Origin of the sequence: Cupriavidus sp. UGS-1, from assembly GCF_021213615.1 — a bacterium.
Lineage (GTDB): Bacteria > Pseudomonadota > Gammaproteobacteria > Burkholderiales > Burkholderiaceae > Cupriavidus.
Map to the genome: position 1 here is coordinate 25,620 of NZ_JAJQJF010000012.1, position 14,667 is coordinate 40,286.

The 14,667-nt window shown below is 66.9% G+C and carries 11 protein-coding genes and 2 tRNA genes; 7 read left to right on the forward strand and 6 right to left on the reverse strand.

Annotated features, from left to right (window positions below):
- Positions 1-12: 12 nt before the first annotated feature.
- The 3 genes from LRR16_RS16010 to LRR16_RS16020 are packed head-to-tail and all read right to left on the reverse strand — an operon-like array spanning position 13 to position 4,173.
- Positions 13-1,215: an ABC transporter permease gene (locus LRR16_RS16010; protein WP_232206500.1), complete on the reverse strand. Its 1,203-nt coding sequence runs from the start codon at positions 1,213-1,215 to the stop codon at positions 13-15.
- Positions 1,212-2,261: a microcin C ABC transporter permease YejB gene (locus tag LRR16_RS16015; protein ID WP_006578940.1), complete on the reverse strand. Its 1,050-nt coding sequence runs from the start codon at positions 2,259-2,261 to the stop codon at positions 1,212-1,214. Before LRR16_RS16015 ends, LRR16_RS16010 begins: the two co-directional genes overlap by 4 nt.
- Positions 2,262-2,307: 46 nt before the next feature.
- On the reverse strand, positions 2,308-4,173 hold the full coding sequence (locus LRR16_RS16020; protein WP_370646828.1) for an extracellular solute-binding protein: 1,866 nt from the start codon (positions 4,171-4,173) through the stop codon (positions 2,308-2,310).
- A gap of 386 nt (positions 4,174-4,559) precedes the next feature.
- Between LRR16_RS16020 and fabI the strand changes: the two genes are divergently transcribed.
- The 6 genes from fabI to LRR16_RS16050 all read left to right on the forward strand — a co-directional run bounded on the left by fabI (position 4,560) and on the right by LRR16_RS16050 (position 8,302).
- Positions 4,560-5,348, forward strand: coding sequence for an enoyl-ACP reductase FabI (gene fabI / locus LRR16_RS16025; RefSeq protein WP_006578939.1), 789 nt, complete (start codon positions 4,560-4,562; stop codon positions 5,346-5,348).
- 66 nt (positions 5,349-5,414) lie between these two features.
- Positions 5,415-5,491: transfer RNA gene (locus LRR16_RS16030), tRNA-Pro, on the forward strand.
- Between the two features lie 68 nt (positions 5,492-5,559).
- Positions 5,560-5,636, forward strand: a tRNA-Arg gene (locus tag LRR16_RS16035).
- A gap of 286 nt (positions 5,637-5,922) precedes the next feature.
- Entirely contained in the window at positions 5,923-6,144 is a 222-nt protein-coding gene (gene infA / locus LRR16_RS16040; protein ID WP_006578938.1) for a translation initiation factor IF-1, read from the forward strand.
- A gap of 688 nt (positions 6,145-6,832) precedes the next feature.
- A complete protein-coding gene (locus tag LRR16_RS16045; protein WP_232206501.1) occupies positions 6,833-7,309 on the forward strand; it encodes a histidine phosphatase family protein in 477 nt (158 codons plus the stop codon).
- A gap of 156 nt (positions 7,310-7,465) precedes the next feature.
- On the forward strand, positions 7,466-8,302 hold the full coding sequence (locus LRR16_RS16050; protein ID WP_006576601.1) for a GNAT family N-acetyltransferase: 837 nt from the start codon (positions 7,466-7,468) through the stop codon (positions 8,300-8,302).
- 145 nt (positions 8,303-8,447) lie between these two features.
- Here the strand turns inward: LRR16_RS16050 and ppx are convergent, their stop codons facing one another.
- Positions 8,448-9,980, reverse strand: a complete 1,533-nt coding sequence (ppx, locus tag LRR16_RS16055) for an exopolyphosphatase (RefSeq protein WP_006576602.1) — start codon at positions 9,978-9,980, stop codon at positions 8,448-8,450.
- 130 nt (positions 9,981-10,110) lie between these two features.
- On the opposite strand from ppx, the gene ppk1 reads away from it, so the two are divergent.
- Positions 10,111-12,228: a polyphosphate kinase 1 gene (ppk1, locus tag LRR16_RS16060; RefSeq protein ID WP_023265070.1), complete on the forward strand. Its 2,118-nt coding sequence runs from the start codon at positions 10,111-10,113 to the stop codon at positions 12,226-12,228.
- Between the two features lie 177 nt (positions 12,229-12,405).
- Here the strand turns inward: ppk1 and phoR are convergent, their stop codons facing one another.
- Entirely contained in the window at positions 12,406-13,725 is a 1,320-nt protein-coding gene (phoR, locus tag LRR16_RS16065; protein WP_006576604.1) for a phosphate regulon sensor histidine kinase PhoR, read from the reverse strand.
- A 199-nt stretch (positions 13,726-13,924) separates the two neighbouring features.
- Positions 13,925-14,632 (reverse strand): phosphate regulon transcriptional regulator PhoB, encoded by a 708-nt coding sequence (gene phoB / locus LRR16_RS16070; protein ID WP_006576605.1) that lies wholly within the window; start codon positions 14,630-14,632, stop codon positions 13,925-13,927.
- Positions 14,633-14,667 lie beyond the last annotated feature (35 nt).

The following is a 14,667-nucleotide window of genomic DNA, read 5'->3' on the forward strand; positions in this document are numbered from 1 at the left end:
TGGGAAGGTCATTCATGGCCGCGCTCCCGCGGCGGACTGCCCCGCCGCTGCGGCATCCGTCGCCGGTCCGCCGGCCGATCCCGCCGACGGGTCGGGCAGCTTGGGCTCGACCCGGCCGCGCAGCGCCGCCAGGCCCAGCCGCGTATCGAAGGCATCGCGCAGCGCATCGCCCATGAACGTCAGCAACAGCAGCGTGACGACCAGCACGCCGAAGGTCGACAGCGAGATCCACCACGCATCCAGATTGGCCTTGCCCTGCGCCAGCAGCTCGCCCAGGCTCGGCGTGGTCGGCGGCACGCCCAGGCCGAGGAAGTCGAGGCTCGTCAGCGCCAGGATCGCGGCGCTCATGCGGAACGGCAGGAAGGTGATCACCGGCGTCAGGCTGTTGGGCAGGATATGGCGCCACATGATCTGCACATTGGACAGGCCCAGTGCGCGCGCCGCCTTGACGTAGTCGAGCGAGCGGTTGCGGTAGAACTCGGCGCGCACGTAGTCCGACAAACCCATCCAGCCGAACAGCGACAGCAGGATGATCAGCAGCGCCAGGCTGGGCTCGAAGATCGAGGCGAAGATGATCAGCAGATAGAGCTCCGGCATCGAGCTCCAGATCTCGATCGCGCGTTGCGAGATCAGGTCGAAGCGCCCGCCGAAGAAGCCCATCAGCGCGCCGGTGATGGTGCCGATCACCACGCCGATCACGGTCAGCGCCAGGCCGAACAGCACCGACACGCGGAAGCCATAGATCAGCCGCGCCAGCACGTCGCGGCCGCGGTCGTCGGTGCCGAGCCAGTTCTCCGACGACGGCGGCGCCGGATTGGGCTCCTTGGCGAAGTAGTTCAGCGTGTCGTACGAATAGCGGTTGGGCGGATAGATGGCCCAGTTGCCGTTGCTGGTGATGCGCTGGCGGATGAAGGGATCGAGATAGTCGGTCGGGGTCGGGAAGTCGCCGTCGAACGTGGTCTCGGCATAGGTCTGCACGATCGGGAAATACCACTCGCCGCGGTACTTGACCACCAGCGGCCGGTCGCTCGACAGCACCTCGGCAACCATGCTTAGCACGAACAGCACGACAAAGGCGATCAGGCTCCAGTAGCCGAGCCGGTTGCGGCGAAAGCGCTGCCAGGCGCGCTGGCGCGGCGACAGCGACGACGGCAGCCGGTCCAGGCGCGGCGGCCGCGGCGTCGAGCGGAAAGGAGTTTGCCAACGCGGGATCATCGCGGCATGGCCTCGAAATGGATGCGGGGGTCGACCAGCACGTAGCAGACATCGGAGATCAGCCGGGTCACCAGGCCGATCAGCGTGAACAGGTACAGCGTGCCGAGCACGACCGGATAGTCGCGGCGCAGCACCGCCTCGTAGGACAACAGGCCCAGCCCGTCGAGCGAGAACAGCGTCTCGATCAGCAGCGAGCCGGTGAAGAAGGCGCCGATGAAGGCCGCCGGGAAGCCGGTAACCAGCGGGATCAGCGCATTGCGGAAGATATGCTTCCACAGCACACGCCGCTCCGACAGGCCCTTGGCGCGCGCGGTCAGCACATACTGCTTGCGCACCTCCTCCAGGAACGCGTTCTTGGTCAGCATCGTCACCACGGCGAAGCTGCCGACCACCGACGCGGTGATCGGCAGCACCAGGTGCCACAGATAGTCCATCACCTTGCCCATCAGCGACAGCTGCTCCCAGTTGTCCGAGGTCAGGCCGCGCAGCGGGAACCACTGCACGAAGGTGCCGCCGCCGAACAGCACCAGCAGCAGCACGCCAAGCACGAAGCCGGGGATCGCGTAGCCGACCAGCACGATCATGCTGGTCACCACGTCGAAGCGGCTGCCCGCCCGGATCGCCTTGGCGATGCCGAGCGGCACCGATATCAGGTAGGTCAGGAAGAACGTCCACAGGCCCAGGCTGACCGACACCGGCAGCTTGGACTTGACCAGCTCCCAGACGCTGCGGTGCTGGAAGTAGCTCTGGCCCAGGTCGAACTGCGCGAAGCGCTTGAGCATCATCCAGTAGCGCTCCAGCGGCGGCTTGTCGAAGCCGTACAGCGCCTGGATCTCCTTGATCTTCTCGGCGTCGACGCCGCGCCGGCCGCGGTATTCGGCACCGCCGCCGCTGGCCTCGCCGCCGCCCCCGCGTCCCTTGAGCTCCATCATCATCTGCTCGACAGGGCCGCCGGGCACGAACTGGATCACGACGAACGTCAGCGTGATCACGCCGATCAGCGTCGGGATCATCAGCAGAACGCGTTTGAGCAGATAGGCCAGCATGCCGTTTCCTGTTTTCCTGTGGCGCCCGTCGCGGCGATCGCCGCGCTCAGCGCGCCGCCTTGGCCGGCGCCGCCGCCTTGGCCTGCCCGGCGCCGGCCACATCGCTGCGCCACCAGCTGCTGAGCACCCAGCCCTCGGCCGTGTAGTAGTACGGCAGCCGCTGCGGATAGACCAGCTCGCGCCGGTAGGCCACGCGGTGCGAGGCGCTGTACCAGTTCGGCACCACGTAGTAGCCGTGCATCAGCACGCGGTCGAGCGCGCGCGACGCGTTGACCAGGTCCTTGCGCGTATGCGCGCGCAGCACCTGGTCGACCAGCTTGTCGACCGCCGGCGACTTCAGCCCGAACAGGTTATCCGAGCCCGGGGTCGAGGCCGCCTCGCTGGTGAAGCGGTCGCGCAACTCGTTGCCGGGGCTCTGCGAATCGGGGAAGCGGATCGACACCACGTCGAAATCGAAGTCCTCGAGCCGCTTCTGGTACAGCGCGAAGTCGGTGGTGCGCTGATGGACCTGGATGCCGAGCTTCTCCAGATTGCGCACATAGGTGGTGATCACCCGGCTCATCGCGCCGCCGTCGTCGAGGAACTCGAACACGAAGGGCTCGCCCTTGGCGTTGCGCAGCGCGCCGTCGCTGTAGGTCCAGCCCGCCTGCGCCAGCAGCCGGCGCGCCTCGCGCAGATTGTCGCGCAGCGAGCGCGGCGGCTCGGTGGTCGGCTGCGTCACGATCGGGCCGAACACCTCCGGCGCCAACTGGTTGCGCAGCGGCTCGAGCAAGGCCAGCTCGCCGGGGCCGGGACGGCCGTCGAAGGTCGAGCTGGCCGCCAGCTCGCTGTTGGAGAACCAGCTGTCCAGGCGCTTGTAGGCGCCGTAGAACAGCTGCCGGTTCAGCCATTCGAAGTCGAGCGCCAGGATCAGCGCCTGGCGCACGCGCACGTCCTGGAACAGCGGCTTGCGCAGGTTCATCACGAAACCCTGCATGCCGGCGCCATTGCGGTGCGGGAATTCCGTCTTCATCAGCTCGCCGTTGCCGAAGCGCTTGCCGACATAGCTCTTGGCCCAGCTCTTGGAGCGGTACTCGACGATGGCGTCGAACTCGCCCGCCTTGAAGGCCTCGAGCCGCGCGGTCTCGTCCTTGTACAGCCGGTAGACCACGCGGTCGAAGTTGAAGGTGCCGCGCCGCACCGGCAGGTCCTTGCCCCAGTAGTCCGGATTGCGCTTGTAGATGATGCCGCGGCCGGCGTCGTAGCGCTCGATCAGATAGGGGCCGCTGGTGACGGGCGTCTCGAAGGTCAGCTTCTCGAACGGCACCTTGGCCGTCCATTTGCGCGAGAACACCGGCAGCGAGCCGACGATCAGCGGCAGCTCGCCGTTGCGCTGCTTGAAGTCGTAGCGCACCGTGCGGTCGTCGATCACGGTCAGCGATTTGACGTCGGCGCACATGCTGCGATAGCCGGGGCTCGAGGCCTTGCTCATCAGCATGTCGTAGGAATACTTGACGTCGCTGGCCAGCACCGGATCGCCGTTGTGGAAGCGCGCCTGCGGGCGGATGCGGAAGGTCACCGACAGCTCGTCGGGCGCCACCGTGATGTCCTCGGCCAGCAGCCCGTAGGCGCTGGCGGTCTCGTCGGCGCTGCCGATCAGCAGCGACTCGAACATCAGCGAGGTCAGGCCCGGCGCGGCGACCCCTTTCAGCGTGAACGGATTGAATTTGTCGAAGCTGGTGCGCCGGTCCGGATTGGCCAGCGTCAGCGTGCCGCCGCGCGGTGCCTCGGGGTTGACGTAGTCGAAGTGATGGAAGTCCGCCGGGTACTTCAGGTCGCCGTGCAGCGCGAAGCCGTGCGCGGCCAAAGCCGTGGTCGGCGACATTGGCAACAGCGCGGCCACCAGGGCGGCTGCGGCGGACCGTGCCAGCATCTGGACCAGGCCGGTGCGGGTCCGCGCCCGGATACGATGCCATGCCGAAAACGGCCCTGCTGCTTGCCTTTGCATCCGGTCGATGCCCTCCCCCTGAACTTCGCTTGCCAATACGACGGCCGCGGTCGGTGCCCGGGCCAAGTTGTGCGACAATTTTACCTTCGTTCGGCGGCGTTCCAGCCATCCGGACATTCCAGTACGCGGCGTGGCCGCGGCCGCAGCGGGCATGCCCGCTCGCGATCGGCAATCCGGTACGGGCCGGCGGGGGCCAAGTGGAATCCCACCCGACCCTGCGGCCCGGCGGGACTCAGCAGAAACCGTGCCCGGCAGCGTGCCCTACCCCGGCACACCGCGAACGCGCATCACAAGACCACCATGGAGAACTTATGGGATTTCTGGCAGGTAAGCGGATCCTGATCACCGGCTTGCTGTCGAACCGCTCGATCGCCTACGGCATCGCGTCGGCCTGCAAGCGCGAAGGCGCGGAACTGGCCTTCACCTATGTCGGCGAGCGCTTCAAGGACCGTATCCAGGACTTTGCCAAGGAATTCGGCAGCGATCTGGTATTCGAATGCGATGTGTCGAGCGACGAACAGATCGCCGCCACCTTCGCCGCGCTCGGCCAGCGCTGGGACAAGCTCGACGGGCTGGTCCATTCGATTGGCTTCGCCCCGCGCGAGGCGATCGCCGGCGACTTCCTCGACGGCCTGTCGCGCGAAGCGTTCCGCGTGGCCCACGACATCTCGGCCTACAGCTTCCCGGCGCTCGCCAAGGCCGCGCTGCCGCTGCTGTCGGACAAGGCCTCGCTGCTGACGCTGACCTATCTGGGCAGCGAACGCGTCGTGCCCAACTACAACACGATGGGCCTGGCCAAGGCGTCGCTGGAAGCCAGCGTGCGCTACCTGGCCGCCTCGGTCGGCCCGCGCGGCATCCGCGCCAACGGCATCTCCGCCGGCCCGATCAAGACGCTGGCCGCGTCCGGCATCAAGGGCTTCGGCAAGCTGCTCGGCCACTTCGAGGAAGCCGCGCCGCTGCGCCGCAACGTCACCATCGAGGAAGTCGGCAATGTGGCGGCCTTCCTGCTGTCGGACCTGTCCAGCGGCGTGACCGGCGAGATCACCTACGTGGACGCCGGCTTCAACATCGTCGGCGCCAGTCTGCCGGAAGGCGAGTAAGAGGTCTGCCTTGTCCCGTTTGTGGCGTTTGACCGCGGCAGTGCCGACGGATACAATGCGCGGCTTCGGGGCGTAGCGCAGCCTGGTAGCGCATCTGATTTGGGATCAGAGGGTCGCATGTTCGAATCATGTCGCCCCGACCAGAACGATAAGGGTTAGCAGGCCAAGGCCGGCTAACCCTTTTTCTCTTCCCCTTCTGTTTCTCTTCCGACCGCCCTTAGCTCAGTTGGATAGAGCACTCGCCTTCTAAGCGAGCGGTCGCACGTTCGAATCGTGCAGGGCGGGCCATCCTTCTGTCGGCGCAGGGTCGACCTTCCCGAACGCCACTCGACACGGCGCCAGAGTCCTATGGAGAATCGCGCCGCGTTCGTCTCGTCCGCCCAAAAAACGACTGGCGCGTCGTCGCGAGGGGGCCGGCACCAACAAGGGGCGATCGCGCCACTTTATCGGTGCACGCGGGAACTAAAGGGTCCTGCCGGGAACCCAAAATGCTGCAGGTGCGTTCGTGCTATAATCGCGCATCCGCAAAGGCGGCCGTCCGGCTGCCCATCATGGAGCCACAAAGGAAGGAAGCTTGGCTAAGGAAGAACTCATTGAATTCGGCGGCGTCGTTTCGGAAGCGCTGCCCGACAACCGCTATCGCGTGCTGCTGGAAAACGGCGTGGAAATCTGGGCCTACGCATCGGGCAAGATGCAGAAGCACCGGATCCGTATTCTGGCCGGCGACCGCGTGACGCTGGAAATGTCGCCCTACGACCTGACCAAGGGTCGCATCAACTTCCGTCACAAGAGCTGATACCCGGACCCCCCGGTCCAACGGTTTCGCTCCTGCTCGGCGTCGCGGCGACGACGCGATCCTGTGCGTCGCCCGGCGGCGCCGTGCCTCCCGCTCCACCACAGCTCGTACGCGGTCACTCGCCAGCAATGATCGCGCTGGTTGCGTTCGCCCCTGCGTTATAGCCGGCTTTCCCGCGTCCCCCGCGCTTCGTCCATTTGGCGGACGACGGCCGCGACGCCATGCCCTCTGCCGTTAATGCCGGCAGCACCGCTACTCCCCCGCTGAACCTCGAGAAGACCGTCCCTGGTCCGACGCCGGTCGCCCGCTTGCAGCGCCGATCGTGACCATCGCACTTCCGTCATCGCACTGTCATCGACGCGCCCGATACTCCCGCGTCGCCCCCTGTCATGGGCCTGTCACCGACATGGCGGCGCATTGCCCCCGCCATGCCGCTGCGCCATACTGGCCGCGGCATTGGCTCGCCGGCCATGTCCCGGACGTACAAGCCGACAGCACCGACCGAACGCGGCGCCTGATACCGTGCCGATTACCGTGCCGATTACCGCGCCTAATACGGCGCCGATTACCGCGCCGAACCCAGGCGCGGCACGCCAGTCGAATCGATCCAGACGGAGCCGGTACCGGTTTCCGGAGTACCAACACCAACGACCGCCGCACGGCATTCGCGCCGTGCCCATCTCCAGCAATGAACCTGATCCTGTGGCGCCACGCCGAAGCGGAAGCGCTCCCCGATGTCGCCGGCATGGGCCGCGCCGCGGACCTGCAACGTGCCCTGACCCGCCGCGGCCGCAAGCAGGCCGAAGCCTCGGCCGCCTGGCTGCGCGCCCATCTGCCGCCCGATGCGCGGCTGCTGTGCAGCCCGGCGCACCGCAGCCGCGAGACGGCCGCGGCGCTGCGCTCGGACGCGCTGGTGGTGCCCGCGCTGGCGCCCGACAGCGATGTCACCGACGTGCTGGCCGCGATCGACTGGCCGCATGCTGCCGGGACAACCATCGTGGTCGGCCACCAGCCCTGGATCGGCCGGCTCGCTGCCCTGCTGCTGGCGGGCACGGAGATCAGCTGGAGCATCCGCAAAAGCGGCATCTGGTGGCTGACGGCCCGCACGCGCGAGCACGAGGATCAGGTCGTGCTGCGCGCGGTGATCAATCCGGAATTCCTGTGACCCCGGTTCGGGTCGGGTACGTAGCGCGCTGACAGCCGCCACGTCTCGATGTCGCCACGGCAGCACGGTCACGCAACCGTCATCGCCGCTTCACGGGGCTGTCACCCGCCCCCTCTACATTGTTTCGCAGCCATGTTGTCATCGAAAGGACATCTGATGCGAGACCTCCCGACGCCTACCCAGCCGCTCTTCGATTCCTTGCCCAATGGCCTGGCGGGCCATCCGGGCCGGAGGCGTCTTCATCGCCAATCCGTTGCGCAGCAAGATGCAGCGCCTGCTCTCAGCGTGGCGTGGGCGCGCCACCAGGACGAAGTAGTCGAGGCACAGCGGCTGCGCTACAAGGTGTTCGCCGAAGAGATGGGCGCGCGCCTGTCGACCACGTCGCCCGAGCTCGACATCGACATGTTCGACGCCTACTGCGACCACCTGATCGTGCGCGACCTGGCCACGCTGAAGGTCGTCGGCACCTACCGCGTGCTGCCGCCGCACCAGGCCAAGCGCATCGGCTGCCTGTACGCCGAATCGGAATTCGACCTGGTCCGGCTGGCGCATCTGAAGCCGAAGATGGTCGAACTGGGCCGTTCGTGCGTGCATCGCGACTACCGCACCGGCAGCGTCATCATGGCGCTATGGGGCGGCCTGGGCGAGTACCTGCAGCGCTGGGGCATCGAGTCGATGCTGGGCTGCGCGAGCGTGCCGATCAACGACGGCGGCCATATCGCCGCCAGCCTGAGCCGCGTGTTCGCGCGCAACTATCTGGCGCCGATCGAGTACCACGCGTTTCCGCGGCTGCCGCTGCCGGTCCACGAACTGAACCAGGATCTGGAAGTCGAGCCGCCCGCGCTGATCAAGGGCTATCTGCGCCTGGGCGCGCGCATCTGCGGCATGCCGGCCTGGGATCCGGACTTCAACGTCGCGGACTTCCTCACGCTGCTGCGTGTGGGCGACATGAATCCGCGCTATGCGCGGCATTTCCTCGGGCTGCAGCGCTGACGGGATCGGGATCAGGTAAGGCGCGCCGCGCTGGCGCGCTGCCCTCGCCCTCTCGCTGGCCCACTCCCCGGCCCTCTCCCGCCAGCGGGAGAGGGAGAACGCCCGCGCTGTTTCCGGGCGCCTTCTGACGGCGACCGCCACAGATTCAGACGTACACCACCTTGTAGCGGATCCCGATCCGCTCCCATTCGTCGGCTTCCTTGCCCAGGCTGTATTCGACCAGCGGATTGGCCTCGACCCACGTCTTCGGCAGCCGCACCTCGAAGCCCTCTTCCAGCGCATCGGCGCGCTGGCTGACCCTGATCTCCGGCAGTTCGACATCGGCGCGACGCCGGCACAGCACGAAGGCCAGCCGCAGGCTGAACAGCATGCGCCAGTCGAGAAAGCGTCCGCGCCCCGACAGTTTGCCCAGCTTGCCGGCATGGCCGAGCAGCAGCGTGGCGAGCCGCGCCTGATCGGTCTTCGAAAAGCCGGGCATGTCCGCGTGCGTGGCGATATAGGCCGAATGCTTGTGGTAGCTGCTGTGCGCGATCGACATGCCGATCTCGTGCAGGCTCGCGGCCCAGCCCAGCAGCGCCAGATTGTCCTCGCGCCGCTCGTTGGCCGGCTCGGGAAACTGCGCCAGCAGCCGTTGCGCGGCCTGACGCACGCGCGCGGCCTGGGCACGGTCGACGCCGTAGCGGCGCATGAACTGATCGACCGTGACCGTGCGCATGTCCTCGTGATGGCTGCGGCCGAGCAGGTCGTACAGCACGCCCAGCCGCAGCGCGCCGTCGGTGACGTCCATGCGGTCGATATCGAGCTCCGCAAAGACACCCAGCATGATCGACAGCCCACCGGGCAAGACCGGAATCCGGTCGGGCTTCAGGCCGACCAGCCGCACGCGATTGGTGTTCTCCGCCTTGATCAGCGCGCGCTTGAGCCGCTCCAGCCCTTCGCGCGTGATGCCATGCTCCTGCGCGTTGTCGTTCATGCCGTTCAGCTCGATCAGCTCGGCCAGCGCCCGCGCCGTACCCGACGAGCCCACCGCCTGCTGCCAGCCCGCGCCGCGGTACTGGCGTACCAGCACCTGGATCTCGCGGCGCGCGGCGAGCTCCGCCTGCTTCATCGCATATTCGTCGACATTGCCGCTGGGGAAGAACTGCCGGCTGTGCGAAACGCAGCCGATGTACAACGACTCCATCAGCTTGGCGGTGTAGCCGTTGCCGATGATGAATTCGGTCGAGCCGCCGCCGATATCGACGACCAGCCGATTGCCGGCGCAGGCCGGCGCATCGTGCGACGCGCCCAGGTAGATCAGCCGGGCCTCCTCGCGGCCGGCGATCACCTCGATCGGAAAGCCGAGCGCGTTCTCTGCCTCGATCAGGAACTCGGACGCGTTCTTGGCCACGCGCAGCGTATTGGTGGCGACCGCGCGCACCTGGTCCGGCGAGAATTCGCGCAGGCGGTCGCCGAAGCGCCGCAGCGCCTCCACGCCGCGGCGCCGCGCCGGCTGGTCCAGATACTTGTCCGCGGTCAGGCCCGCGGCCAGCCGCACCGGCTCGCGCAGCGCATCGACCTGGAAGATCTGGCTGACCGGACCGGTCGCGGTCTGGGTCTCGTCGACGCGGCCGATCATCAGCCGGAAACTGTTGGAGCCCATATCGACGGCAGCGAGCAGGCGTGGAGTATTGTTCATCGTCATAGCTGTCTGGAAACACGGACCGGCGGCGTTGCGCTCATCGCCGTCCGCGCGAGGCACGAAGAATATGTCCTGGCCGTGTCGGTGTCATGACAAAATCACGCTGTCATCAAGTTGACACGATTCTATGGAAAAGTCGCCGCATCGCCCAAAGAAGGTCATGCCCATGTCGACGACCCCGCCCGGTACGCTGCTCAATCGCGAACTTGGCATCCTGGAATTCAACTCCCGTGTGTTGGCCCAGGCGGCGGACCCGTCGGTACCGCTGCTCGAGCGCCTCAAGTTCATCTGCATCGTGTCGAGCAATCTCGACGAGTTCTTCGAGATCCGGATGGCCGGACTGAAGGAGCAGATGCGCGACAACCCCTCGGGCCTGACCCCGGACGGCCTGTCGTTCCAGCAGACCTACCAGTCGATCACCGAGCGGACACAGCGCCTCGTTGCAGCGCAGTATGCCATGCTGCAGGACGTGATATTTCCCCTGCTCGAGCGCGAGGGCGTGTTCTTCCACATGACGACGGTGTGGAACGACGCGCAGCGCGACTGGGCCCGCGACTTCTTCGTGCGCGAGATCGGGCCGGTGCTGACGCCGATCGCGCTCGATCCGGCCCATCCCTTCCCGCGCGTTTCCAACAAGAGCCTGAACTTCGTCGTCGAGCTGTCGGGCAAGGATGCCTTCGGCCGCGAAGCGGATCTCGCGATCGTGCAGGCGCCGCGCGCGCTGCCGCGCGTCGTGCAGATGCCGCAGTCGCTGTCGGGCTATCCGTACGGCTTCGTGCTGCTGTCCTCGTTCATGCAGGGCTTCGTGCACGAGCTGTTCCCGGCGATCGAGGTCGACGGCTGCTACCAGTTCCGCGTCACGCGCAATTCCGACCTGTTCGTCTCCGAAGACGAGATCACCGATCTGCGCGAGGCGCTGCAGGGCGAACTGCCGACGCGCCACTACGGCGACGCGGTGCGGCTCGAGGTCGCGGCCGAGACGCCGCCGGCGCTGACGCGGCGGCTGCTGACCGAATTCGCACTCGGCGAGCAGGACCTGTACCGCGTCAGCGGGCCGGTCAATCTGGTGCGGCTGATGTCGATCCCCGATATGGTCGATCGCCCCGCGCTCAAGTATCCGCCGCACGTTCCCGCCGCCGTGAAGGCGTTCAGCGGCGGCACGCCGATGTTCGACGTGATCCGCCAGCGCGACGTGCTGCTGCACCACCCCTACGAGAGCTTCAGCTCGGTGCTCGATCTGCTGCAACTGGCGGCCAACGATCCCGACGTGGTGGCGATCAAGCAGACCGTCTATCGCACCGGCAACGATTCGCTGGTGATGGAAGCGCTGATGACCGCGGTGCGCAACGGCAAGGATGTCACCGTCGTGCTGGAGCTGCTGGCGCGCTTCGACGAGGAAACCAATATCAACTGGGCCGAGCGCCTGGAATCGGCCGGCGCGCACGTGATCTACGGCGTGGTCGGCCACAAGTGCCACGCCAAGATGCTGCTGATCGTGCGGCGCGAACCGGCCGGCCCGAAGAGCAAGCAGACCAAGCTGCGCCGCTACGTGCATCTGGGCACCGGCAACTATCATCCGCGTACCGCGCGGCTGTACACCGACTTCGGGCTGCTGACCGCCAACGAGGAAGTGTGCGAGGACGTGCACCACGTGTTCCAGCTGCTGACCGGCACGGCCGGCTCGATCAAGCTCAAGCATCTGTGGCAGTCGCCGTTCACGATGCAGAGCAATCTGGTCGAGCATATCCGTGCGGAGGCGCGCAACGCGCGGGCCGGCAAGCCGGCGCGCATCATCGCCAAGATGAACGCGCTGCTGGAGCCGTCGGTGATCGAGGAGCTGTACAAGGCCTCGCGCGCCGGCGTGCAGATCGACCTGATCGTGCGCGGCGTCTGCGCGCTGCGGCCCGGCGTGCCGGGGCTGTCCGAGAACATCACGGTGCGATCGATCGTCGGCCGCTTCCTCGAACACCATCGCGTCAACTACTTCCTGGCCGGCGGCACCGAGCTGCTGTATCTGTCGAGCGCCGACTGGATGGACCGCAACCTGTTCCGCCGCGTCGAGGTGGCCTTCCCGATCCTGGACAAGACGCTGAAGACGCGCGTGATCCAGGAAGGATTGCTCGTGCATCTGCGCGACAACGGCTCGGCGTGGGTGATGCAGCCGGACGGCAGCTATGTCCAGCAGACCGGCAAGGGGAAGGAACGGCGGGTCAGCCAGATGGAGCTGCTGGGGATGTTCGCCTGAGGGCGAAAGCTGGCGCTGATGCTCCCCTCTCCCGCTGGCGGGAGAGGGAAAACGGTGGTTCAAACACCAACCGCCTCTGCTTGACACCCCCCCGTCTCCCCAGCCCTCTCCCCCTGAGGGGGCGAGGCAGAACACAATCGGCCGCAATGGCCGGAGTCGGTCCTGCCAGCAACAGCCCTAAGCCGCGTGCCGCGCGCCCGGCTGATGGATGCTGCGGTCGACCGGGAACACCACGCGGAACACGCTGCCCTTGCCCACCTCGCTGCTGATGCGCAGCTCGGCATGGTGGCGCGACAGCACGTGCTTGACGATCGCCAGGCCCAGGCCGGTGCCGCCGGTATCGCGCGAGCGGCTGCGGTCGACCCGATAGAAGCGCTCGGTCAGCCGCGGAATGTGCTCGGCGGCGATGCCCAGGCCCGTATCGCTGACCGAGAACACCGCATGGCCGTCGCGGTAGCACAAGCCGATGCCGATGCGGCCGCCGTCGGGGGTGTAGCGCACCGCGTTCGACACCAGATTGCCCAGCGCCGACAGCAGCTCGGTTTCGCTGCCCCGGATGCCGACCGCCCGGTCGATGTCGGCGGTGATCTCGTGCCGGCCCTGCGACAGCCCTTGCGCGTCGTGCACCAGGTGGTGCACCAGCGCGCCGATGTCGACGGGATCCTGGCTGGGCGGCTGCATATCGCTCTCGAGCTTGGCGAGCGCCAGCAGGTCCTCGACGATATGCTGCATGCGCATGGCCTGCGTCATCATCATGTCGACATAGCGCCGGCGATCCTCGTCCGAGACCGGCAGATCGCGCACGGTCTCGAGAAAGCCCGTCAGCACCGTCAGCGGCGTCTTCAGTTCATGCGAGACGTTGGCGACGAAATCGCGCCGCATCGACTCGGTGTTCTCGAGCTTGGTGATGTCCTGCGTCAGCACCAGCTTGCGATTGTCGCCATAGGGCAGCACCTGCACCGCCAGCACGCTCTGCTTGTGTTCGCCCATGTCGCGCATCTGCAAGGGTTCGTCGAAACGTTGCAACATCAGGTACTGCACAAACTCCGGGCGCCGGATCAGATGCGTGATGCGCTGACGCGCGTCGCGCCGCGCACTGAGGCCGAAATGCAGCTCGGCCACGGCGTTGCACCACTCGATCTGGTCGGCGTCGTCCAGCATCAGCACGCCGTTGGGCGAGGCCTGAATGGCCTGGATGAAGCGCGTGTGCTGCTGCTCGACCTGCAGCACCTGCATGCGCCAGCGCTTGACGAGGCGATGCAGCCGGTAATAGACCTCGCCCCATAGTCCGACCGCGCTCGGAATCTCGCCGTAGGCCGGCGCGTCCAGCACCTTCCACAGCCGGTTGATCTGATACAGGTAGAAAATCAGCAGCGCCAGCAGCGCGCCGGTGGTCACCGCCAGCGCGGTGGTTACGCCGACGAAAGCGGCCAGCAGCGCGGCGGCGATGGCCAGCAGGATCAGGACGGCCGCGGATCGGGCCCAGATGACATTCATGAGATCGTGCGGTGGCAGCCTGGCGGGGAACGGCGAAGGCGACGGCGACAGTCAGAGCCGGCCCCGCAGGCGGGATGGGCCGCAGTGTGCCACGAAAAACGCAACAGCGAGGCAACAGCGCCCCGGCAGCGAAGACGCCCTGCCCGGGCCACCGAATCGCGGGACAAGCCGCGCGGCAAGCCAGGGCCAGGCCGGCCGCTCACTGGCCCGGCGACCGGGCCAGACGGTAGCCGCTGCCGCGGACAGTCTCGATCATCGCGCTGTAGCCGCCGGGGGCCAGCGCCGCGCGCAGACGCTTGATATGCACGTCGACGGTGCGCTCCTCGACGAAGACGTGGTCGCCCCAGACCTGGTCGAGCAGCTGCGAGCGGCTGTGCACGCGCTCCGGGTGCGTCATCAGGAAATGCAGCAGGCGGAATTCGGTCGGGCCGAGCTCCAGCTTGATCGGGCCCGATTCGTCCTGGCCGGTGACGCGATGCGTGGCCGGGTCCAGCCGCAGGCCGTTGATCGCCACGACGTCGTCGGTCAGTTGCGGGGCGCGCCGGCGCAGCACCGCCTTGATGCGCGCCAGCAGTTCCTTCGGCGAGAACGGCTTGGTCACGTAGTCGTCGGCGCCCGCCTCCAGCCCCATGACCTTGTCCTGCTCCTCGCTGCGCGCGGTCAGCATGATGATCGGGATCTGCTTGGTGCGTTCGTTGTTGCGCAGCTCCTTGGCGAACACCGCCCCGGACTTGCCCGGCAGCATCCAGTCGAGCAGCACCAGGTCGGGCAATACATCGCTCATCAGCGACAGCGCCTGCTCGGCGTTGTAGGCACGGATCGGATAGTGCCCGGCGTGCTGCAGGTTGACGGCGATCAGTTCGGCAATGGCCGGTTCGTCTTCGACGACCAGAATACTGCTAGGCATGAATGAGGTCTCCGCTCTCTGGCAGGTTCAGGTAT

Coding starts and splice junctions, on each gene's coding strand:
- LRR16_RS16010 (WP_232206500.1), bottom strand. CDS start 1,215: ATGATCCCGCGTTGGCAAACTCCTTTCCGCTCGACGCCGCGGCCGCCG.
- LRR16_RS16015 (WP_006578940.1), bottom strand. CDS start 2,261: ATGCTGGCCTATCTGCTCAAACGCGTTCTGCTGATGATCCCGACGCTG.
- LRR16_RS16020 (WP_370646828.1), bottom strand. CDS start 4,173: ATGCTGGCACGGTCCGCCGCAGCCGCCCTGGTGGCCGCGCTGTTGCCA.
- fabI (WP_006578939.1), top strand. CDS start 4,560: ATGGGATTTCTGGCAGGTAAGCGGATCCTGATCACCGGCTTGCTGTCG.
- LRR16_RS16045 (WP_232206501.1), top strand. CDS start 6,833: ATGAACCTGATCCTGTGGCGCCACGCCGAAGCGGAAGCGCTCCCCGAT.
- LRR16_RS16050 (WP_006576601.1), top strand. CDS start 7,466: ATGCGAGACCTCCCGACGCCTACCCAGCCGCTCTTCGATTCCTTGCCC.
- ppx (WP_006576602.1), bottom strand. CDS start 9,980: ATGAACAATACTCCACGCCTGCTCGCTGCCGTCGATATGGGCTCCAAC.
- ppk1 (WP_023265070.1), top strand. CDS start 10,111: ATGGAAAAGTCGCCGCATCGCCCAAAGAAGGTCATGCCCATGTCGACG.
- phoR (WP_006576604.1), bottom strand. CDS start 13,725: ATGAATGTCATCTGGGCCCGATCCGCGGCCGTCCTGATCCTGCTGGCC.
- phoB (WP_006576605.1), bottom strand. CDS start 14,632: ATGCCTAGCAGTATTCTGGTCGTCGAAGACGAACCGGCCATTGCCGAA.